This is a genomic window from Legionella pneumophila subsp. fraseri, from assembly GCF_000586315.1.
In the GTDB taxonomy this organism is placed as follows: domain Bacteria; phylum Pseudomonadota; class Gammaproteobacteria; order Legionellales; family Legionellaceae; genus Legionella; species Legionella pneumophila_B.
Genome location: NZ_JFIM01000002.1, coordinates 39,223 through 62,533 on the forward strand (window position 1 = coordinate 39,223; position 23,311 = coordinate 62,533).

Consider the following 23,311-nt stretch of genomic DNA (forward strand, 5'->3'; position numbering starts at 1 on the left):
CTAAAATTGGAAATATATAAATGGATTAACTAATGAATTACTATTCATCTGTAAAAAAAGAACAAGCATAACCATCATTGACATGAGTAAGATATTGAGCATTTTAATTGGGGATGTTGGTACAGTTGTAATATAATTTTGTGAATTATTGACCCGAAATAAACTTGCTGTGGTAATTAAAAATAAAATGGGTAAAATTAAATTTTGATACCTCTGGAGCAATATCAAATTAATATTTTTACTAATTATTTTAGAATAAGCCCCATCCATTTCATAAGTTCTTCTCAATAAATCTGTAATACTATGCAAATCAAAACCAGTAATTAAAGATTGATACAATGTAGCGGCGCTAGTAAAGTTCTGAGCCCTAAACAATACCCATAATAAAGCAACAATAATATTTGTTGTAACGATACCCAAAATAACATTGAGTTTATTCGAATTTTTTTGTTTTCCAATATATCCTCTATATATAAGAAATTGATTAACTATCATCATTAAACCATGCATACCTCCCCAAGCTAAGAAAGTCCAGTTAGCACCGTGCCATATTCCGCCAATCAACATGGTAATCATAATATTTATATAATGGACTATTTCGCCTTTTTTACTTCCACCAAGTGGAATATAAATATAATCTTTAAGGAATCTGGATAAGGATATGTGCCATTTTCTCCAAAATTCTAATATACTAGATGCTAGATAAGGCGAATTAAAATTTACAGGGAACTTTATGCCAAATAGTATTCCTAATCCAATAGCCATATCAGAATAACCTGAAAAATCAAAATAAATTTGTAAATAAAAGGCTAAAATACCAGCAATAGCAGTAAATGAATCAAAAGTAATATTAGCGTCTGCCTGTGCAAAAACAGCATTGCTTAATGGAGCAGCTAAAAGATCGGCAATAATAGTTTTTTTTACTAAACCTATAATCAGAAGGGATAACCCTTGTATAGCTTGATGGATAGATACTTTGTTATAGGCTCTTTCTTCCAGCTGTATTCTTATGTCTCTATAGTTTAAAATAGGTCCAGCAACTAAATGAGGAAAAAAGGACACAAAAAAAAGATAATTTAAGAATTTTTTCTCTGCATTGCCATATCGGTAGATATCAACTAGATAAGCAATCTGATGAAATGTGAAAAAGGAAATCGCAAGGGGAAGTACAATATTTAGTTGATTGCTGGGTATTAAAAGATTGATGTATTTAAAAAAAACCAAATACAATACGTTAAATGTAACACTAGCAAATAATAACTTTACATTACGATTGTACTTTTCGATAAGTATACCGAAAACGAAATTAGTGAAAATTGAAAATGCAAAAACTGATAGATTATTTACATCCCACCACAGATAAAATAGTAAAGACGATATTACTAAAAAAAGTAAATGACTTTGCCTGCTTTTGATAAAGACAAAAAATAAATGTATTAAATAGACAAATGGCAAGAAAACACACAAAAAAATCGCATCTGAAAATATCACATTAACTAAAGCTCCTGTATTCTATTTATACCATTTTAAGGACTTTCTAGATCCAGATATATAAAAAGTGATGTCTTACTATAGAAAGTTCTCATTTTAAAATAATAAATTTATTAAGGCTAGTTTTTTAAGTTATCAACTAGATGGCCCGGTTTGGGAGGGGCAACTCCATACACAAATAAACTATGTTTTAGTTCGATAATTTCATTTTCATTTTTATTTTCCCATCTCGTTAGAGCTATTCGATCGTACTCTAATTTTCTATTAATATTATTTTCTGTCAGTAAAATCGAAAAATTACTAATCCCAGATTCATCTTTTAGCCTCAATACCATTGATAATATTAGATTTCCCAATTCATTTTTGAAGTGTTGGGGGTCCCAAAACCAATGCATTTTAGTTATGACATCATCTTTATCTGGAAGTTGTTCGGTTGTAATGGAATTAATGTTATTAAAACCCCATAAAGCAAATTTTAAATTGGGGTATTTTTGATTATGAGTCGCTATTATTTTCATTAACTCCTTTTGCCATTGTTCATAAGTATCCCATAAATCTAACAATTTATAAGTTTCTAAAAGCCTGACATGTTCTGGTGCAAGTATAAGAATTAATTCCGTATGGTTATTTTCGCAAATCGTTATGATTTTTTGTAAATAAGCGATGGTATCAATCCCCTTTGTAGGATTAGTAAAACTGAATTGATTATGTGGTGAGGGCAATAAAGATGCTTTACTGTAACTTTCTGTATACAAAAAATTATTTTTATACCCTTTTAGTTGTTGTATTTGTTCTTCTCTATAATCATGGACAAGTTGCCCGTTGCTTAAAAAAGCGTTTCCTTTGTGCTGGTTTTTTATGGTTTCCCAACTGGCTTTTAATGCATCAAATGAAAGCAAGGTAGAAAAAATAGTATTTACAGGGTGAGGGTTTTTATTTCCATTGAAATCGACATGGAGTAGTGACTCATTAAAATCATCTCTGTTATCCACATAGGCATTAAACATAAAGAAATTCACTACTAAAATGACCTTTTTTACAGGTTTAATTGCTTCAGCATGTTGTAGATAGCGCATTACTTCGTAAATATTTGCACCGCTCAAACCAAGGTTATAAACGTGAGAATTATCCCATGCAGAAAAATCCGGGTTGAGGCCTGTTTCAGCAGTAGATGAACCCATTATTAAATATTCTGGTTTTTTCCACTCTGTTGCTATTGCTTTGGTAAGGCGCAGGTGTGATGTTACTTGAGGTTTTTTACTAAGTTTCTGAATAGGTATTGATTTGTAAATATCGTACGGATTAACTAGCCAGTTAAACAATATAATAATGAAACCAAATAATAAAAGAAACGACAGATAATAAATGGAAAATTTTTTAAAGCGATTCAATTAAATCCACCTTAGAATTTATAATATAAAAACTCACTGATATGCCCCAATGAGAGTAGTGAAATCAAGGTTAATATAGCGCAAACTGCTGCGGTGAACGCTGTGGGCACCCAATACAGTTTCTTAATTGGATAGGGCTCAATTTCCCCAGGGTAGGTTTCCAGTGCAGGATTATATTTATAAAGTAATTGTTGAGTATTAGGCCCTAAAAATACGATTAATCCTGTTATGAGTAAAAGTACAAACAAATGCTGTAATTGTTCAAAATGAAACAAGGTACTAGATAACGAAACATTCTGAAATAAGGCAATAATAATGTGATTACTGGTTGTAAAATCTTCAGCACGGAAGAATATCCAGGCTATCATAACAGCCAGAAAGGTACTGATCTGAGCAAAAGAATTACCTATAAATTTCTTTGCAGAGAAGAATTGGGAATATTGCGTTTTTAACTGCAGCCATAAATGATTGATCACCAAATAAAAACCGTGTAATAAACCCCATATAACAAAGGTCCATCCGGCCCCATGCCAAATGCCGCCTATGATCATAGTTAGCATCAGATTAATGTATCGACTAATATGGCCTTTGCGGTTTCCACCTAAAGGGATATAGATATAGTCCCGTAAAAAACGAGATAAAGTCATATGCCAGCGACGCCAGAAAATAATAATATTAGGTGCTTTGTAAGGTGAGTTGAAATTCAGAGGGAAAATGATGCCAAAGAGGCGTGCTAAACCTATTGCCATATCAGAATAGCCCGAGAAGTCAAAATACAATTGAAAAGTATAGGAGATACTTCCGCACCATGCTTCTATAAATGTAATGGATTCTTTTGATGCCGCGCTAAAGACGGTATTTGCGTAGGGTGCCAAAGAATCAGCAATGATAGTTTTTTTAAAAAGACCAATAGAAAAAATAGTCATGCCAATTGCACAATTTTCCCAGCTGAGCAATTTTTTTCTTCTATTTTCAAACTGAGGCATTATTTCCTGGTGATGAAGTATTGGTCCTGCCATTAAATGAGGAAAAAATGTGACGAATAAACCGTAGTTTGTAAAGGGAGGCACCTTAATTTGTTTTCTATAGCAATCTGTGAGATAAGCAATTTGAGTAAAGGTAAAAAAAGAAATGCCTAATGGCAAGTCTCCATTAATTAACTCAAGAGGTTGATTAAGCAATAGGTATATATTAGCCAATAAAAACTGGCTGTATTTAAAGTAAATAAGTAAAGATAAATTGCCAATAAGTCCTGCATAGAAGAACTTTCTATTGATGCGCTCCATCAATAAGCTAATGAGAAAATTAAATAATATTGAGATTAATAAAAGTGGCAAATAGTAGAAATTCCAACATCCGTAAAAAATAATAGATGCAAGAAATAGAAATGTGATTGTTTTTGAACGGATTTGACTAAGCTGAAAAAAGGAAAATAGAGTCAAACTAACAGGCAAAAAGAAGAAGAGAAAAGAATATGAATTAAAAAGCATTATTTAATTTTGTATAAAAATAAAGACATCATTATACAATATAATAAACTTGGAATTAAATTATCGATGCAAATTGATCATTTGCTTTTGGATTTTAAAATATTTTTGCTTCTATCATCCTTTAAGCTAACATTAGATTTTGTTTTTTTAGGATAACTATAACAAGTAACTTGGTGCTTGCCTCCGTGCAAATATTAAAAGAACACCCGCAATAATGAATGGAAAATGTTGATTAAAAACCAGAGTTATTATTTACCAACAGGTAAATCCTCCGTCTACTATAATATTTTGTCCTGTCACATAAGATGAAGCATCTGAAGCAAGGAAAACCAATGCACCTAGTAACTCGTGAAACTTTCCCATTCTTCCTAAAGGTACTTTACTTGAATAATTTTTAATAAAAACATCGTTTTGTCCACTTTCAATACCGCCGGGAGTTAGGGTATTAACACGAATATTGTATTTAGCCAAATAAGTTGCCAGATATTTAGTCAGGCTTAGAACTGCTCCTTTTGATACAGAATAAACAGCTGGAGTGTTAATTTCTACACCCAAGTATTCTGAGCCTTTATAGATACCTTGATCTGGTGCAACAACACCATAAATAGAGCTTGTCTGAATAATACTCCCACCGGTGTTCTGAGAGATCATTTCTCGACTCACTGCTTGAGCTACAAGAAACATTCCGTCCAAATTGACTTCCATTACTTTTCGCCAGGTCTCTAAACTATATTCTTCAAAAGGGGCAAAGAATTGATATAAATCATTTGTCTTACTGGCTGCATTATTTAACAGTATATCAATAGAATTGAATTGAGTCTTTACCGTTTCAACCATATGAGCAATATTCGCTTTATCAGTGACATCACATCTTAAAGGCATAACTCTGGCATCTGGATATTCATTTAGAATTGATAGGCATACTTGCTCAGCTTTTTCATAGCAAACATCAGTTACGGCGACTTTAGCGCCATTTTTTGCGAGCTCTCGACTAAAACCTTTACCAAGAATTCCAGCTCCACCCGTGATAATTGCAGTTTTATTTGTAAGATCAAACACTCGCTTTCCTTAATTATTTATTATTAAAAGTAACTTGCTCCATAGGTTTTAATGAAGACAATTGCGTTATTAAATGCATGGTATTTATTGTTTCATGCGGTGGTATAATAGGTCTTTTTTTCTCAACCATTAGTTGCATATTTTTAATGGTACGTTTAAATGCTGTAAAATTATCATGCAGATCATAATGACAGTGACCATTGGTGCCATAAAATGATAAATGAAAAGTTTTTCCGACAGCCCCCAAGCACGACAAGTTAAATACAATGTTATTTTCCAGTGTGAGATTATATGATTCGAATAATGTAGGTAGACGCATTGCAGAAATTACTTTTCCCAGTCCTAAACCATTAATTGCATCAATAAGATGAATTCCATATTTTTCCAAATGATTTAAAACAACACCTTCTATTAATTTTAAATTTCCAAGATCCAAATCGTTACTTCTTAACAGATCTAATTCTTGAGCATAACGCATTCCAGAAGTACTCATGAGCAAGCCATTATTTAAATATTTTTCAAAATAATTTAATTCATCAATATTTAAGGTCAGTGGTTTGTCAATAAAAACAGGTATACCATGTTCCAGGAATGGCTTGGCCATTTTGTAGTGAGTTTGATAATCATCTCTGGCTATGAAGACCAGATCTATTTTGCCTATCATTTCTTCATAATCATCAAGTGCATAAGCAATTTTACTTGCTGCACATAATTGTCGGGTTAAGTTTTTGTCTTGGGTCCATGCACAAGTAACTTGCAGATCATGAAAGTCAAAAGCATCTCTAGGCTGCTTTTCCAGATAATTTAGAATAACAGGCCAGCCCGCTGCAATAAAGGCATCAGGATCATATCCATTAATAATAGCGGAGAAAGAAAAAGGGTGACCGTTTCCTTCGCTGTATCCTAAAATACCTGCCTTCATCACCATACACCCCAGCCACCATCAACGCATATATTTTGACCTGTTATGTAAGATCCCGCTTCTGAGCATAATAATATTGCGGCACCTTTTAATTCATGAGGTTTCCCAATCCTGTTAAGTGGGTTTTTGCTGTTTAGGCGCTGAATAAAATCAGGATTTTCTTTTTGAGTACTTTCAAATGGAAATGGGCCGGGGCTTATGGCATTGACCCTGATTTGGTGGGGTGATAAAAAGCTTGCCAAATATTTGGTGAGTTGAATTAAACCTGCTTTAGCTGCTCCGTAGCTTGGGGGATTAGCAAATCGCTCACTATCGTATAACCTATAATCAGGCGCAACATGCCCATACATAGATGCTATGTTAAGAATATTTCCCTTTTTCTTCCTTAAAAGAGGATAAGCTCGTTTGATAGTCCTGAATACTCCATTTAGGCATATTTCTATATCCATATCCCAGTCCTCATCAGAAATGGATTCAAAAGTATTTTTTCGACCTGACCAGCCACAATTAACTAGAATATCCAGTCCATCAGGAAATAACTCATTAACTGTATGCATGAATAGATCTATAGATTCAGGATTAGAAATATCTACGGATAGGGGGGTGAAAATGCTATTTTTAAAATTTTCAGTTAGATAATTAGTATAATTTTGACATTTTTCCAAACTACGGCTAGCGATGATAACATTAGCTCCCTGTTCAGCAAATGCATGGGTTATTTCACCGCCTAATAACCCTGCTCCTCCTATCACCAAAGCGGTTTTATCATGTAGTGAAAAAAGGTCAGATAATCTCGGTGCTGTTTCTGGTTTCGAATAAGACATTTGCAACCACCAAATCTTTTTTTGTATCAATATCAACTACAGAACATCCATCTAGAATTTCTGCACCTATTTTTCCAAAAAGGATGTTCGGTCCTTCATTAGGGAATACCCTTAGGCTAAACGCATAGACAACTCCATTTAACTGATAAGCCTTTGGTAAATTTTGCCTTGAAATCCATGGTATCGCACCTTTTATAAAGGGTTCCGGCTGTCCATTATGGATAGACCAAATGCGATGAGGATTAATGTGAGCCTCATTAAAAGTAGCAATGGAATCCAGTTCTTCATGAACTAAGCGGTAAAGGCATTTTTGTATGATTGCTTTAGTCCGAAAAGGGGATGTTGCTTCTAGCAATATCATGTAATCAGGTAGATTATTTTCAGAAGACAGAACTGTCCGACAATATCGTATTGCATCTGCAACTAATGCTGTGTCTGTAGCTAGATAATCCGGTCTGTTCTGGATAGTAACATTATAGGAGCTGGCAGTATTTGCAATATTTTGATCATCCGTTGATACTATAATTTCATCGATTTCAGGAACTTCTGAAGCCACTTCAATAGGCCAGGCAACTAAAGGTTTTCCACCAAGTAGGGCGAGATTTTTATTGATAATGGATTTACTTCCTCCTCGCACTGGTATAAAGGCAACAATCCTTTTGTTATTTATCATTATAAAATCATTTGTTATTTTTTTATTGGTCGAATTATAATCTCGCAGAAATTTTAAAGCAATAATGGGCTTTTTATATTTTTATTTTATTCTTTTGCATAGAGTTTTATAGATTTGTTAATGATTGCCCATAATTTTTTTGATAAACATATATTGCTTAAAACAAACAGGCGACTGAGTATTCCGACTCTTACCAACAAAGTGCTAAAAAAAGAAGAGTCATTTTTAAAAAACTTATTATGATATCTCCACATTCCTTTTGCTTTATACCCCAGGACTCTAATAGGAATTTGTTGAGTGCTATAACTTTTTATATGGGTAACTTTTGTTTGAGGGGTAAAAATAATTTTCCATCCTCCTTGAATCACTCTAAAAAACCAATCGTAATCTTCGCAATAAAGGAAGTATTTCGCATCAAGAAGACCTATATCATCTATAGTTTTTTTTCTGACGAACATACAGGATCCCGAAATCAATTCTACCTCTACGGGATGATCTGGCAAGGGTTTATCAGAGAGCAAGTAGCCTGAAAACTTGGGATTGTCTGGAAATATTTTTCCTAATTTGCACATTTGATTAAATACTCTGGCAGGGGTTGGTGTAAGACCACGGCATCCTGCTTGTTCTGTTCCATCCTGATTAGTTACGAGACAACCTGCCATTCCTGCGTCCGGGTAATCATTCATCACTTGAAGCAGGTGTACAATGGTGTTTTCGTTAATAAAGCAATCTGGGTTTAAATAGAGTATGAAGGGGGTTTCTATCATAGGATATACAGCATTATTGGCTGCTGAAAAACCAAGATTGGCATGGTTTTTATGAATATGAATATTTGGATTATCCCGGTATGCGACAGTTAACAGGTGCAGGCTATCATCAGATGAGGCGTTATCGGAAACAATTATTTTTACTGGCACGGTACTGGCTAAAACTTGTTTGATACATTTCAGTAACATTTCGCCTGAATTGTAATTAACTATAACGACTGTGACTAAATTTTTTACCATGGTAAACCTTTATTCAGGATTTTGAGCAGATGGATGGTATTTATTTTTCGCGATTTTTGGATTATTTTGCGTTGTTTTAAAACCCTTTGCAAACCTTTCATTGCATCAATTTTTGATTTTAAAATCGTTGATGTCTGTCCTCTGAAAATAAATAAGAGAATGGTAACGATATTTAATAAAAGATGTAGCGGGAAACTTAGAAGTAATAGGGAAATAGGCATATTTTTAAAGTAAGTCCAAACCAGGTTTCGGTGTCCATGATAGGTATAAAAATCGCTATGTCTTTTTGTTGTCGCAGAACCGGTATGTTCAACAATGGCTTTAGGAACATAAGCGCCTTTATAACCTGAAAGCCATAAGCGAAAAGCAAGGTCGATGTCTTCATAATAGCAAAAATAATGCTCATCAAATCCCTTTACGTCATGGTATGCATCCCGTCTGTATAGGGCTGCTGCAGCACAGGGAGAAAATATCTCTGAAACACTGCCGGGATCCCGATGAAGTGGTTTCCTGTGATTTCTACGCCAGGCTTTTCCGCTGATATGATAGCAATCTCCGGTGCCATCCAATAAATGGGGTTCTTGCTCACAAATTAATTTTGAGCCCAGGAAAGCAAATTGTGGATATTCACGAATGGTATTTACCATTTCCTCAAGCCATTCTTTATGGGGATAGGCATCAGGATTAAGTAATGCAATCCAATTGATTTCGGGGGATAAATATTCCATTGCGCGGTTATTGCCAGACGCAAACCCAAGATTTTTGTCATGTTTAATGATTGTTAAGGGTAAATTCAGACTAACAATCTCTTGGGGGATTTCTTCATGGCTTGCGTTGTCAAAAATGATAACCTGAGAAGGTTTATTGGTTTGATCAGCTAGTGCTCGAGCTGCTTTTAACAGATATTTCCCAGAGTTGTAGTTAATAATGATGACTCCAATATTAATAGAGTGATCCATATTATTGTTAAATAAGTAACTCACGATCCTGTTTCCAATTTGGGAGAGCATTGCTCATACTGATGTATAAATTATTGCTTTCTATAAACCAACTCATTTTTTGAATTAAAAAATATTTATTCACAAGCTCTTGTGTCAGCACATGATTTACCTGTTTATCATAGAGGTATGGAAGAGAAATAGAGGAATACGATACGGATAATACTTCGCATCCTTGTACTAAACTTTCGGCCAATTCAATTGGTAGATGATAATACTTCTGGTCTATTACCTCTATATTGTAATTTTCTTTTAGCGTATTAATGATTAATGAAAATAAATCAGGGTTATGTGCAGGATGGGGTTTTAAAATAACAGTACTGCCTACAGTAGCGTATTTTGATAGAATGTCTTTATAAAGTGCTATTTCATTATCTATCGAGGTTAATTTGGACTCTGTAAAATTGCTGAGCATAAGCAGATAGCATGGATTTGGGCTATTTTTAATTAAGTCTTGCATATGGGTCTTAAATTCAGGGATACAATCAGCAAGATCTGTAACACATTTTTTTAAATCGCCTTTGGGAATAATAGAGAAATCGCATTGAGTTAAAAAATCTCTCCCAGGATCACAAGGTATGGCCAGTATAGCTTGTTGAGCTTGTAATTGATATTTTTTTGCCGGGTAGATTAATTTTCTTTTTAATCTTGCAAGTATATTGTGCGGTATAATTCCATTTTTATTAATAATTTGGTACATAAATCGAGAGAAATAGGTTTGAGTATAGACTAATCCCAAGGCATCACCATAACATATACGTTTCGCATGGGGAAAGGCATGCATCAATGCCTGGTTCCAAAAATCACTACTGATATCATGGGAAAAGAAAAGCTCATCAAATTCATATTTTTTTAGTTTACGACGGATTAGTTTTGCTCGTAATCTTACTGGTAAGTAAGTGATGAATTTGGGGTGTTTGAATAGAGAGTAACCCGACAAAACAATTGAGTTAAGTTCATTACTGATTAATGCTTGAATATGTGAGATTTTAAGGGAATTAAATGGAATATGTGGTTTGGTAAGAATTATCAACGGCTTTAAAGTGGACTTGTTTATTATTTTATTATGTCGATATGCAGCAATAGCAGGTATTAATTGATTAATGTGATCAATACTGATTAAGGTTGGTTTATTCATATTATGATTAATTTATTCATTAATATCATACAAGTTTTTGTCAGCATTATCCGCTCCCTTACGGTCGCGGCTCGGATTGTTGTTAAAAAAGAACCACGATCATAACCGAGCCGCGACCGTGAGGGAGCGGACAGAATCACATTCTATAAACAAGAAACTAGGTAAATGGATAATCCATCTCGCTATTTAATTTGTTTTCTAATAAAAATTCCTTTAAGGAGCCTAATAGTTGCAAATGATGCTGCATGGAAATTTCATAACTTGTCAGGTTGCAACTGCCAGTTTCTAGTAGGGTAGTGACTAGCTCAGCAGTAAGCATGCTTTGGTAAGGTATAGGTGCATTGACCTCTTCCCATTTCCAGTCCTTTTCCAGGCTGGTCTGCCATGCTTTTTGTTCCCATTCTCTGGAAATTACTCGTAGTTTATGGTTGTAAATTTCAATTTGAATAGGTGCCATGCCGCACTTGTCACAATGTAAAAAGGCAGTACTCCCATTTTCAAATCGAGCGACTAAAGTTCCGGTTAACTCAAAATAACCATTTCTTTTACTCGGTATAATTTGCTTATCAAGATATCGGGTATCAATCTCGAATTGGTCGCTTCCGGTGATATAGGCTAGATGATCAAGATAATGGATTGCATTTGTGACCAGACCATATTGACTTCCATTGACATGGTATTGTACGACTTCATTTTTAAATGCAGTATTTAAATGCTGATAATACGGCATCATTCTCATGGTGCAGTTAACCCAGACTTTTGTATCTTTTGAAGATAATTGTTTAGCAATATCGTAATAATCTTGCTCTTGGGTAAATAATAATTTTTCAAGAACCAGATGTCTCACTTCTGTTTTATCTAATAAATTTTCTATGATAGTTCTGCGGCTGTTTGCCGTGCTAGCAATAATCGCTATGTCTATTGTTTGATGATTGGGTAAGCTTTGTGAATAACTAATTTTATGTTTTACATCTTGAATAGTGGCATCAAAGCGGTTTTTTGCTGTTTCAAGTGACTCAAGACTGGGGTCAATAACGTCTATTTCTATTTCCTGATTAAGTAAATTAAGTGATTGTAAATGTCTGCTGCCAAGTTGACCTGCACCAATGATTACTATTTTTTTCATGATAGAATATTTAATTAGTTATAAATTGGTGAGCATTTTAGCTGACTTGTTTGCTTAATTCTATAGAGCTACTAACCATATTGTAAACCTTCCCTTTTTAGTGCCAGGCAATATTTGACATAGAGCTAATGAGGGGTGACTCCAATGAGTTTACAGATATATTGAAAAAACTCTAATCGCTTACCATAATTACTGGATAATTATATCCCGTAATACTATTTTCATTTATCCCACGATTTATAGATGAAAAATGTGTGACTATTCCAGTGGGGAATGGGGTTTTCTCTTCAAATGTATTGGGTTTAGATCTGTAATAAAATTGGTTACCAAATTTTGATAATGAAGAATGATTTGCAACAATTTTATTCCCTATAACATATGTATCTTTACATAATAGGGCCATTCCATACCAATTGTTAACAATTTTATTATTTTTTATATTTATTCTTTTGTTTCCATGAGCACACCATAATCCATAAGTCTTGTGTCTTAGTGTATTTAAGTTAATGTTATTTTCAATTATATCAACATTACGATTTTCTGAACTCAGAAGGATTCCTAATTGTTCGAGTTTTGGGTTATCAGTAATATTTAATGGATTCTTATAGATAAAATTATTTTTATTTATTATAAGACGCTCGGTTGATACAGCATTCACTCCAACTAAATAAAAATTTATATCATCATTTTTATCATAAAGAGAGTTTAATGCAAATGTGTTATTTATAATTTTTATATCAAAGTCATATGATAAAGTAATAGCAATATTATTAATTTTATGAAATTTTATATTATAAATTTCCCCATTTTTTACGTTAGTCATTACTATGCCATAATATGTATTTTCTATAGAGCCATTATATATATGAATAAAACTTGAGTTAGTGACTAAAATACCATAACTGTTGCTTTTAGCTTTATTAACATAAATTTTCATCTTATTGAGATCAAGGTCAACATTATTTGCCGAAATAGTTACTCCAGGCTTATTACCATTCACCATTATATTCCTATCTAAGTAATAACACCCTGATTTAGAAATAATCCTATTTTGAGGAATGATTTGACAATTATTTGAAAAAGCACTAGAAGACCATACGTATACACCTAAAGTCCCCAGTAATTTTAGGATAAAACCAAAATAATTCATTTTATCTATCTTGAACATTAGCTTTTCTTCCATAAAGCCTATTATTTTTAGAAGTAGCATTTTTAAATACGTCATATATTTTTTTACAACCACCCCAAATTGGGTATCATATACAAAATTAATTTTGATATAAAATATGATTCTCTCCATAAAACCGATTCGGCATTAATTAGAAAAACCGGCAAGAAATATTGATGAGCAATCAGTGATGATTGATATTTTGGAAAATCAAAGTCACTAACCCGTAATTCCTTCACGGGAACATGTAAAATGTCCGAGAAAAATTGATAGTGAAACATATAAAGAACGCCTCTTAATGATTGAAACGCTTTCTCAAAAATAAAACACTTCCAAAAGTTTTTTTTCGTTTTAATAAAACCATTTCTGCTTTTTAAGCTTTATTCTTTTCGCTGGAACACTCTTATGAATGCATTAGAAGTTTTATTCACAGAACCCAAGAATAAAACATCTATATTAAACTTTATAAAATATCTTACACATATAAGTGGTCTTCAAATTATAGAATTCAGCTCAAGCTCCGTTAACCCATTATTTAAATTGGTTGGAACAGCAAAATGCATGTTTTTGGGAAAAGGTAGATTTAGGTTATCCATCATTTCAATATATTTTTGTCTGGATTTTACCTGTAGCCTGGGGTTATATTTTTTTTCCCACTCAATAGTACTGTACTGTTTCTGGTTATAATCATGCCCCGGATAAACTTTCATAAAACCTGGTAATTTTAAAAGCTTATTAAACAGGCTATCATATTGTTCGCTAGCGCTACCATTTTGAAAATCGGTCCGTCCGGTAGCGTTAATTAACAAAGTATCTCCAGTGAATACTCTGTCTTCCATTACAAAACAATAAGAGTCAGGGGTATGCCCAGGAGTGTGTATAGATCTTATTTTGATATTTCCAAAATTTAAAAATTCGTCATCTCGAAACTTAACGCATATAAATTTAGCTTCTGTCTCAATCCCCATCATTGATTTACACTCGGTCAAATTCGCTAACAAACCTGATCCAGTCACATGATCTGCGTGCAGATGAGTATCAATAGAAGCAACAAGGTTCAAGCCCAAACTATTAATTAAATGCAGATATTGCCCTACATTTGATCTTACAGGATCGATAATTACAGCATGCTTACTATTAGTTGAACCTAGTAAATACGTATAAGTACAAGAATTCTGATCAAAGAGCTGATAGAAAATCATTAAATCTCCTGAAATTACCCTGTAAAATTAAACTACCTACTTACTAAAACAACTTTTCTAAACTCTCAAGTAGCAATTGCATTACTTACTTCTTATGGTTTGCATTATTAAATTGTCAAAGCAAAAAAGCAATTCATTTATTATCAATCAGTATCAACAGAACCACTAAACGCAGCATAATCTCGCTCAAACGTTTGGATAAAAGCACCAGCTATCTCATTACACTCAAAGTCATATGCCGAAATATCAAAACCGCATAATCTTACTTGATGATAAAAAAGAATTGGGCTCTTCACCGAATCCACATATCATTAATAAATTAATAATTCTGGAGGTTCAATAGCTTTATTCCATTTTAATTTTTCTACGTTTAGGAATAGATTGTTCTTTTCAGTATAATTTTTTGAAACTGCTGTAATCCCATATTGATAATTTAAAATCAAATTATCACGTAAATAATTATTAGCTGTTCCAGAAGCTAACCAGACAGCTATGGATTTAAATGGAGGTGATTGGAAAGTGGAAAAAATATTATTTTCTATTCTACAATTTATAGATTCACTGGATAGAATCAAACCGACATATTCTAATCGATATTTAGGGGGCTGTTTCGGAATAGAGGGAGCGGAAACCACATTGTTTGATATATTACAACCTGATGTATCTCGTACATTTAAGCCAATGAGATAAAAGTCAACTTCATTTTTAGGTTGAGAAAAATCCATATAAGTTATGTAATTACCACGCACCTGTATATTAGAGCCCGAAAGAGTAATAGAGACATATTTAGTATTGGTAAATAAATTATTTATGACGCGCAAATTTCTTCCCCCAGAACCTGCTATAGCGAACCAAAAACCATCAAAATATCCATTCTTAATCGTGATATTATTATGATTACCCAATAAAATACCGATATTCTGAGAACCTGGGTTTGGATCACTTAATTTTTTTTGATTTAAGTCAAGGATTACATTATCAGAGTTTATAATAATTGTTCCTTTAATATTTTCCGTTAAATAGTAACATCCTGGAGTAGATATTGCTTTTGTTTTTAGTGCTATACAGTTTAATTGAGTACTAAATGCAATATTATTTTTTAATAAAATGAACAAAATTATGATCCATTCTATAACGTTATCTAAATGCATGTATTCTATTGCCTTTCTAATTAACATCAAATTGTTCCCGCTTAATATTAGGTGATAAAAGAGATATTCTTAAATATATCCGGTTTAGAAATTAATTGGTTTTAATTAATCGAAGATCAATAAACAATAATTATATAAGATAACAAACCTTTGCAATACTTAATTGTTTAAAAATTGGAGTTTCTTAAATATTGCCAATAAATGTATGCTTGTATCATATCTATTTGATTTTTAATATTTATAGTTAGTAATATAATAATTAAGAAATTAGGTTTACTTTTTGGTATGAATTTAATTTTATTGAGGTGAGACTTTTAAAATTAAAAAACATGGAACAATTTAATGACAAGGAATTTATTAATTTTTCAACTCATTTTTGCAAAAATTAAACGCAAATTTATCTGTTACTTAATATTCCGTTAATAATCAGAGTGTACAATGTGATCCAAGCAATAAATTTTGCTTAAAATTTGTTCATATTGTAGTTGCCAAGAACACCATGGAAGCGTTCTATGGAGAAGTAGGTAGCTGCTATGTTAGGGAGATTTTAGTCATGTTGATTTTGACTCGGCGTATAGGTGAAACATTAATCATAGGTGATGATGTCAATATTACTGTTTTAGGTGTAAAAGGCAATCAAGTTCGCTTAGGGATTAATGCTCCAAAAGATGTTTCTGTTCATCGTGAAGAAATTTATTTGCGCATACAACAAGAAAAAGAATCTGATGATTCGGAACAAGCAGTATAAATCGATTTCCACGCAGCTCATCCAGTTCCGAGTACTTAAAAATACTCGGGACGAACCTTAAATCCCTTCTTGTACCATATTTTCAATATAGTTTATTGGCTCTTGCCAGGTTGTAGTGAAGTATCGCCTGATGAAAGATAATGACAGATTCCCTGGTCATCTTTTAACATCAATTGTCCTGAAGGATTCACGCCACAAGCAATTCCTGATAGGAGGCCTGAGGATTGTGAAACGGTAATGTGTTTCCCTGCCAGGTAATCAACAGAATTCCATTCACTCATAAAAATATCGAGATCAGCGTCCATAAATTTATTTAAATATTGTTCCAGGCGCACAATAAGGCTGGCAATTAGAAAATTACGATTATATGGTTGTTTAAAGATTTCGTACAAAGAACACCATGGTTTATCTGGTAAAGGATGATTTTCTGTATCTGTATTGACATTTAAGCCTATTCCAATGATAACTTGTGAGCTACTATTGGATTCTGCCATGATTTCAATAAGGCTCCCGCACAATTTTTTGTTACCCCAGAGTATGTCATTGGGCCATTTGATTTTAATATCTTTTGAATTGTTTAAGGTATTTAAAAAAGCTACCAAGGCCAAACTTGAAACAAGACTTAAACCAGAGAGTCGAGAAAGATCACAATTAAAATTCCATCGGGTAGAGCAGTAAATATTCTCTCCAAAAGGAGAGTGCCAGTGTCGTCCAAAGCGACCTCTTCCTTGCGTTTGCATTTCAGTACAGCAAATTTCGACTGCTGAGCTTGAGGGCAGGTCTTTCAGGTAGCGGTTGGTTGAGTCAATGGATGTAAATAAATGCAGGTTAAACGGTTGGCTAAATCCTTTGCTGTGTAACTGCTTGGTAATTTCATCGGAGTCTAGCAGGATTAAAGGCTTTTCCAATTGGTATCCTTGATGTGGTATGCGGATAACAGGTATGCCTAAATCATTAAGCTGATTGATTTGTTTCCATACTGCTGAGCGACTGATTTTTAAAGCGTTTCCTAATTCACTCCCACTATGACATGCCCCATCGCCCAGTATTTGCATTAAAGTATGTTGAGAAGTATTAAATTGAAACATGATTTAAAATTTTAAACTAATATTTTGTTGAAGCTGGACGATCCCATGACGAATTTCTCTAACAGAAGGGTGATAGCATAAAGCGCCACTGCAGCATACTTCCGGCATGAATGAGCGTAGTTGCCAGGTCATGTTATGCAAGGGGTCATCAACCAATTGCTTTGTAGGGAAATTGGTGGGAACATGAAATTCTTTGGTTGGATAGGAGAGACCTAAACCACTGGCTTTGATGAACGCTTCCTTTTGAGCCCATATATGAAAAAATAAGGCTGGCTTAAGGGATTGATGCGCTTTTTTCAGTTCCTGGTATTCTTGCTCGGAAAACAAATTTTTACCAATCCCTTCATAAGGTCGGGCTGAATATCTTTCAATATCTACTCCAATCGGATAGGTTTTACCTACTGCCAATATGGCCATTTCACCCGTATGACTGATGTTAAATTGCAATTTTTGCGAATTAATGACATTGGGCTTGCCATGGGCATTGTAAGTAAATTCCAATCGTTCAGGGGGGGTATTAAGGTATCGGGCCAGGATAATTCTTAAAGTTGCTCTGGCGTTGGTAAAGCGTCTTTTATGGCGATTAAAATAAAAGCGATCAGCACGGGAGCGTTCATCGGCATTCAATAACTGATACGCACTATGCAATTCATAATCTAATGAGAACTGCCAAAGATCAATACGTGAATCATTTAAAATGCAGTTTTGGGTGTTTAATGGAGTAAATCCTGTAATTATCATCTGTTGTATCTGAAATCTGGCATCGATTAACGGTTAAGAGTATCATATACCAAAGACGTTTAATTCACCAAAGAGTAATCAATGACCCGACAATTTTTGGAATTTGAACAACCTATTGAAGAGTTGAATCAAAAAATTGAAGCACTGCGTATGGTTGGCAGTGATAATGAAGTTAATTTAAGTGAAGAGATAGCTCGACTTGAAGCGAAATGCTCCGAGTTAACAGAGAATATATTCTCCAGGCTTGAACCATGGCAAATCGCTCAGATGGCCAGACATCCTTTAAGGCCACAGACTACTGACTATATTGAGCGAATTTTTACTGATTTTCAGGAGTTGCATGGTGATCGCAGTTATTCTTCAGCCCCTGCAATTATCGGAGGCATGGCGCGATTAAACGGGGAGCCTGTCATGGTACTTGGTCACCAAAAAGGTAAACGTACCAAGGAAAAAGTATACAGAAACTTTGGTATGGCAAGACCTGAAGAATATAGGAAAGCACTGCGTTTGATGAAGATGGCTGAAAAATTCAAAATGCCTGTAGTCACATTTATTGATACGGCTGGAGCTTATCCTGGCATAGGTGCTGAAGAACGTAACCAATCAGAAGCCATTGCACGGAATCTTTTTGCTATGTCTCGCATTAAAACACCAATTGTCTGTATTGTTACAGGAGAAGCTGGTTCAGGTGGTGCTTTGGCGATTGGGGTCGGTGATAAGATTATTATGCTGCAATTCAGTATTTATTCAGTCATTTCTCCTGAGGGGTGCGCCTCAATCCTTTGGAAAGACGCCTCTAAAGCGAGTGAAGCCGCGCGTGCTATGGGAATTACTGCAGACAGAATATTCGAAAATGAATTGGTTGATATGGTAGTTCCTGAGCCTTTGGGGGGCGCACACCGAGACGTTGATGAGATGGCAAGTCGCTTGAAGAGATTATTAACGAGTGAACTCCAGGCTTTGAAAAAGGTGCCTCTGGATCAATTAATTGAGTTAAGGTATCAAAAGTTTATGGCAATGGGTGCTTGTGACTAGGCCTTTACTAAGTCCCGAATGGGTAGCTCGCCTTAAACAATTCAAGAAATTGATAGTAGGGTTCAGTGGTGGTCTGGACTCTACAGTGCTCCTGCATGTCCTTGCCTCAACTCCTCCCTTGTATAATCAACTTTTGGCTGTCCATATTAACCATGGCATTAGTGGAAATTCTCTGAACTGGCAAAGGCATTGTGAGCAATTGTGCCTGGATTTAGGTATTGCTTTTATTGCCAAAGCGATTGAATTTGATCGTTCTGCAAATGTTGAAGAAGCAGCACGCAATGCGAGATATGATTTTTTTTCCTCTTTATTAGAGGATAATGATTGTCTGGTTTTGGGGCATCATCTTGATGATCAGGCCGAAACAGTTCTTTTGCAACTGTTTCGCGGTGCAGGAGTTGATGGCTTGGCAGCTATGCAGGAATGCAGCAATTTGGGCGCCGGGCAATTAGCAAGACCATTTTTGACCTGCCCCAGAGTGGAATTAGAGCATTATGCTCGCATTCATGAATTGAAATGGATAGAAGACGAAAGCAATCAAGATACAAAATATTCTCGCAATTATCTGCGCCATCGCGTAATGCCATTATTGCTTGAAAAGTGGCCGGGAGTAGCAGGTAATATTTCCCGAGCTGCGACTCATTGTCAGCAGGCAAAAGCGAATCTTGAGGTATTGGCTATAAAGGATTGTCCTGATTTGTTAAACGCTACTGATCATTTGCTGATTGAACCCATAAAAGGACTTGAATTTGAGCGGATTACAAATGTTTTAAAGTTTTGGCTTAAAAAAAATAGAATTCAATTGCCTTCGTCCAAGACGTTTCATCGTATCATTCATGAAATAATTTTTGCAAAGCTCGATGCCATGCCAACAGTGAGTTGGGATCAAATACAAGTACGTCGTTTCCAACAACATCTTTATTTGCTTAAGGCAGACCAGATTAATCTACCGAAGGCCATTAAATGGCAGCAATTTCCAGCTTCTTTAACTTATCCAGATGCTAATATTGAGTTGTCTGCAGTAAAGACCCAAAAGGGATTAATGATCCCGAAAGATGCGCAAATAGAAATACGATTCAGAAAGGGTGGTGAAGAGATTTATTGGCATGGTCAAACCAAACATCTAAAAAAACTATTTCAGGAATGGCAAATTCCCCCATGGGTAAGGGATAGAGTTCCATTGGTTTACATTAATGCTCAATTGGCTTGTGTAGTAGGTTATGCAGTGAGCGATTTGTTTTTTACTGATAATCCGCAAGAGGCTTGGGTGGTAGTTAATAATTCTTAATGTCAGTAATATCCGCTTCCTCACGGCTGAGGGAGAGGAGTAAGTTTAAACCAAACTAAATTATCCCTTCCGTTTTTTTATAGCTTTTATTACTATACATCAGGATTGAATAGGTTTATTCTGCGCAAATTCAAATATTGCTCAATTACGTTCTATTATTTATGTCTGATACCCATTGCGAAAAAAGCTACAGAACAAAACTTTTCAAACAGGGTTTGCTTGGTGTATTCATCTTATGCCTGGTTTTTCTGTTTCTCGAATCTTTCTCAAGATGGATAGCAGCTACAAGTACAGCACCTTTTGGTGAGAATATCAGAAGCGATCAGAAAATGATTGTGAGTGACTCCATCAGGCAAGGTATCGTTGCTATAGGAGATTCCATTATTGCTAGAAGTTTTTATCCAGAACTTTTTTCTTCTTTATTGACTAAAAATTTCTCCAAATCCTATGAAGTATATAACATTGGAGTAGAGGGCTCAGGAATTCTCCATCATCGCGCACATCTAAGGTTCTTATTGAAAAGGAATGTAAAACCGGATTTTGTGATTATGAATGTTTCTGTTCACAATCTTAATTTGAATAATTTTGCTCATGATAGTAATGATCACATTATAGAACCAGCATATCAGGATAATAACTCGCTGGATTACTATACTCGTTGTTTTATAGTGGACAAACCAACAATAGCTTCAAAAATGTACTGTAAGATTGCGGAATATTCTTATTTTTTTCGATTAATCCGTTATTATCATCAACAACTAAATAATAGTTTACAAGCCTTATTGCATACTCAGCGCTTACGTGTTGATAATTTATTCATTAAATATCCTGCGGTTTCAAAACAAGGTTTTTCGCCTAATTTTGGGAGTCTTACCGAACAATCAGTTAATACGCCCAGAATGCTTGAATTTTTAAGATATGAATACAGACATGTGTTTGCTAATTTTAATTTGGGTACCGATGGGTTAGACAGTATTATTGATGATCTGAATAACAATTCAATTAAAGTGATCTTGGTCTTGGCGCCAGTTTACCATCCAGTAACTCGTAAGGTTTATGACGAATTCAACTTGCCATCTAATGGCGCTATAGTCAGTACGCTTGAAAATTATGCTTTAAAGAAAAATATTGCTTTTATAAACTTATTCGAGGAATGTCAGGATCCTGTTTATTTCCAGGATCCAGTACATCCTAATATCTATGGTGCTGTAAAGATAACTACATTGTTATCGAAAAAAATTATCAACAAGCAATTTGTAGGGCCTGACGGGTATTTGGATAAGGAATTGTTTCAATACCTAAAAAGCAATAATGAGAACAAAGCATGAATTTTGTCACTTTTCAGTTCGTTGTTTTTTTAGTTATTACAGTCATTGTCTTTATGATAATGTCTCCCCATTATCGGAAATATTTTATTTTGCTTTGCAGCTATTTTTTTTACGGTACCTGGAGTGTTCCATTAATTAGTGTCATCTTATTTTCAACCTCGGTCGATTACTATCTGGGAAAAAAAATCCATGAGAGTCATTCCCAAACTCATAAAAAACTCTATTTGACTTTATCCATTTTGGTTAATTGCTCCATTCTGGTTTATTTCAAATACATGAATTTTTTTATTTCCAGTATTGATGCTATTGGCTTTAGTTTGGGGGCCACCCAACTTTTGTTAAATCCTAAGCATATTATTTTGCCTCTCGGTGTTTCTTTTTACACTTTTGAGGCGATTAGTTACATCGTAGACATCTATAGAGGGGAAAAGCCGGCTAGTAGCTGGTTAAACTATAATTTTTATATTATGTATTTCCCGCATCTGATTTCAGGACCGATTGTCCGTTATAAAGAACTGCATACTCAATATGAAAGTAAAATTGAATTACCGGAAACTTCACGTTTAAAAGAGGGGTTTCAGTTATTACTTTATGGCTTTATTTTCAAATTGATCATAGCCGATTCAATGGCCTCAATCTCAGATCCCTTGTTTGATAAGTATCAGACAATTGGTCATCTGGAATCCTGGTTGGCCAGTATTGCATTTACCATACAGATTTATTTTGATTTCCTTGGATATACCCATATTGCGCGGGGTGTATCATTATTTTTTAATATTAAATTACCTGTTAATTTTAATCATCCTTATAATGCGCGCAATATCAGTGAATTCTGGCAGCGTTGGCATATCACTTTGTCATTATGGATTAGAGATTATTTATATATTCCTCTAGGAGGTAATCGAGGTCATTTGTATCAAACGGTGAATAATTTACTAATTACTATGTTTATTGCTGGTTTATGGCATGGCGCTTCCTGGAATTATGCGATTTGGGGCATATACCATGGTTGTTTGTTAGCCGTTTATCATGTTTTCCGGTTTTATTACATTAAAAGAAATATACAAACTGAAAATCAATTGATGAAGATTGGCTCAATTATAATGACTTATTCATTAGTAGTGATAGGCTGGGTGATATTTCGATCCACTTCATTTGAACAGGCATTTACTATTCTCGGTAAGATGTATGATATTCCTGGTTTCGTGCAGGAATTTGTAATGAATCAACGTGCCTCAGCTTATACCGATTCATTGTTTTATCTCGTTGGAATGTTCGCCCTGTGTTTTATAGGGCCAACTTTTAAATCAATTGAAACGAAAATCTTGTCAGCTGTACAGCCATTCTGGATTAAAAAATGGCTTTATTCGCTTTCAATTTTTACGGTGTTAATTTTTATGTTTTCCCCTGTGAAACCGTTTATTTATTTTGTTTTTTAATTAG

General features: G+C 34.4%; 21 protein-coding genes. 5 read left to right on the top strand and 16 right to left on the bottom strand.

Translation table 11 applies throughout. The features are described 5' to 3' along the window. From CC34_RS01000000116125 to CC34_RS0102785, 14 genes are all read right to left on the bottom strand, one after another. Nucleotides 1–1,491, bottom strand: coding sequence for an MBOAT family O-acyltransferase (locus CC34_RS01000000116125; RefSeq protein WP_050598189.1), 1,491 nt, complete (start codon nt 1,489–1,491; stop codon nt 1–3). 119 nt (nt 1,492–1,610) lie between these two features. Further along, nucleotides 1,611–2,882: a hypothetical protein gene (locus tag CC34_RS0102720; protein WP_028379123.1), complete on the bottom strand. Its 1,272-nt coding sequence runs from the start codon at nt 2,880–2,882 to the stop codon at nt 1,611–1,613. 11 nt (nt 2,883–2,893) lie between these two features. Next, nucleotides 2,894–4,168: an MBOAT family O-acyltransferase gene (locus CC34_RS0102725; RefSeq protein WP_050598194.1), complete on the bottom strand. Its 1,275-nt coding sequence runs from the start codon at nt 4,166–4,168 to the stop codon at nt 2,894–2,896. A 456-nt stretch (nt 4,169–4,624) separates the two neighbouring features. After that, a complete protein-coding gene (locus tag CC34_RS0102730) occupies nt 4,625–5,431 on the bottom strand; it encodes an SDR family oxidoreductase (protein ID WP_028379125.1) in 807 nt (268 codons plus the stop codon). 13 nt (nt 5,432–5,444) lie between these two features. Further along, nucleotides 5,445–6,353: a Gfo/Idh/MocA family oxidoreductase gene (locus CC34_RS01000000116130; protein WP_050598190.1), complete on the bottom strand. Its 909-nt coding sequence runs from the start codon at nt 6,351–6,353 to the stop codon at nt 5,445–5,447. Then, a complete protein-coding gene (locus tag CC34_RS0102740; RefSeq protein WP_028379126.1) occupies nt 6,353–7,177 on the bottom strand; it encodes an SDR family NAD(P)-dependent oxidoreductase in 825 nt (274 codons plus the stop codon). Before CC34_RS0102740 ends, CC34_RS01000000116130 begins: the two co-directional genes overlap by 1 nt. Next, nucleotides 7,137–7,850, bottom strand: coding sequence for an acylneuraminate cytidylyltransferase family protein (locus CC34_RS0102745; RefSeq protein ID WP_028379127.1), 714 nt, complete (start codon nt 7,848–7,850; stop codon nt 7,137–7,139). Before CC34_RS0102745 ends, CC34_RS0102740 begins: the two co-directional genes overlap by 41 nt. A gap of 86 nt (nt 7,851–7,936) precedes the next feature. Beyond that, nucleotides 7,937–8,857 carry a glycosyltransferase family 2 protein gene (locus CC34_RS0102750; RefSeq protein WP_028379128.1) on the bottom strand — a complete coding sequence of 307 codons (921 nt, stop codon included), beginning with the start codon at nt 8,855–8,857 and terminating at the stop codon, nt 7,937–7,939. Next, entirely contained in the window at nt 8,851–9,840 is a 990-nt protein-coding gene (locus tag CC34_RS0102755; RefSeq protein ID WP_231957846.1) for a glycosyltransferase family 2 protein, read from the bottom strand. The genes CC34_RS0102750 and CC34_RS0102755 overlap by 7 nt, the downstream gene beginning before the upstream one ends. Next, the gene (locus CC34_RS0102760; protein ID WP_028379130.1) at nt 9,824–10,993 is read right to left on the bottom strand and encodes a polysialyltransferase family glycosyltransferase; all 1,170 of its coding nucleotides are present in this window, start codon (nt 10,991–10,993) and stop codon (nt 9,824–9,826) included. Before CC34_RS0102760 ends, CC34_RS0102755 begins: the two co-directional genes overlap by 17 nt. A 157-nt stretch (nt 10,994–11,150) precedes the next feature. Beyond that, on the bottom strand, nt 11,151–12,119 hold the full coding sequence (locus CC34_RS0102765) for a Gfo/Idh/MocA family oxidoreductase (protein WP_028379131.1): 969 nt from the start codon (nt 12,117–12,119) through the stop codon (nt 11,151–11,153). 172 nt (nt 12,120–12,291) lie between these two features. Continuing rightward, complete coding sequence (locus tag CC34_RS0102770; protein ID WP_028379132.1) at nt 12,292–13,419, bottom strand: right-handed parallel beta-helix repeat-containing protein; 1,128 nt, start codon at nt 13,417–13,419, stop codon at nt 12,292–12,294. A gap of 362 nt (nt 13,420–13,781) precedes the next feature. Then, the gene (locus tag CC34_RS0102775; protein ID WP_028379133.1) at nt 13,782–14,489 is read right to left on the bottom strand and encodes an MBL fold metallo-hydrolase; all 708 of its coding nucleotides are present in this window, start codon (nt 14,487–14,489) and stop codon (nt 13,782–13,784) included. A gap of 311 nt (nt 14,490–14,800) precedes the next feature. Next, nucleotides 14,801–15,667 (bottom strand): right-handed parallel beta-helix repeat-containing protein, encoded by an 867-nt coding sequence (locus tag CC34_RS0102785; protein ID WP_028379134.1) that lies wholly within the window; start codon nt 15,665–15,667, stop codon nt 14,801–14,803. Nucleotides 15,668–16,193: 526 nt separating this feature from the next. On the opposite strand from CC34_RS0102785, the gene csrA reads away from it, so the two are divergent. Next, nucleotides 16,194–16,388 (top strand): carbon storage regulator CsrA, encoded by a 195-nt coding sequence (gene csrA, locus CC34_RS0102790; RefSeq protein ID WP_011213314.1) that lies wholly within the window; start codon nt 16,194–16,196, stop codon nt 16,386–16,388. 92 nt (nt 16,389–16,480) lie between these two features. Here the strand turns inward: csrA and CC34_RS0102795 are convergent, their stop codons facing one another. Together CC34_RS0102795 and CC34_RS0102800 are read right to left on the bottom strand one after the other, a co-directional pair. Continuing rightward, nucleotides 16,481–17,476, bottom strand: coding sequence for a biotin--[acetyl-CoA-carboxylase] ligase (locus CC34_RS0102795; protein WP_028379135.1), 996 nt, complete (start codon nt 17,474–17,476; stop codon nt 16,481–16,483). A 3-nt stretch (nt 17,477–17,479) separates the two neighbouring features. Next, nucleotides 17,480–18,217: a 4'-phosphopantetheinyl transferase family protein gene (locus tag CC34_RS0102800; protein WP_011214984.1), complete on the bottom strand. Its 738-nt coding sequence runs from the start codon at nt 18,215–18,217 to the stop codon at nt 17,480–17,482. Nucleotides 18,218–18,298: 81 nt separating this feature from the next. Here CC34_RS0102800 and CC34_RS0102805 point away from each other — a divergent pair, with 81 nt between their 5' ends. The 4 genes from CC34_RS0102805 (at nt 18,299) to CC34_RS0102820 (ending at nt 23,307) form a co-directional block, all read left to right on the top strand. Further along, nucleotides 18,299–19,252 (top strand): acetyl-CoA carboxylase carboxyltransferase subunit alpha, encoded by a 954-nt coding sequence (locus CC34_RS0102805; RefSeq protein WP_027225225.1) that lies wholly within the window; start codon nt 18,299–18,301, stop codon nt 19,250–19,252. Continuing rightward, nucleotides 19,245–20,540 (top strand): tRNA lysidine(34) synthetase TilS, encoded by a 1,296-nt coding sequence (gene tilS / locus CC34_RS0102810; RefSeq protein WP_028377903.1) that lies wholly within the window; start codon nt 19,245–19,247, stop codon nt 20,538–20,540. Before CC34_RS0102805 ends, tilS begins: the two co-directional genes overlap by 8 nt. Before the next feature lie 161 nt (nt 20,541–20,701). Beyond that, on the top strand, nt 20,702–21,868 hold the full coding sequence (locus CC34_RS0102815; RefSeq protein ID WP_028377904.1) for a DUF1574 family protein: 1,167 nt from the start codon (nt 20,702–20,704) through the stop codon (nt 21,866–21,868). Next, nucleotides 21,865–23,307, top strand: coding sequence for an MBOAT family O-acyltransferase (locus CC34_RS0102820; protein WP_028377905.1), 1,443 nt, complete (start codon nt 21,865–21,867; stop codon nt 23,305–23,307). Before CC34_RS0102815 ends, CC34_RS0102820 begins: the two co-directional genes overlap by 4 nt. Nucleotides 23,308–23,311: the final 4 nt, after the last annotated feature.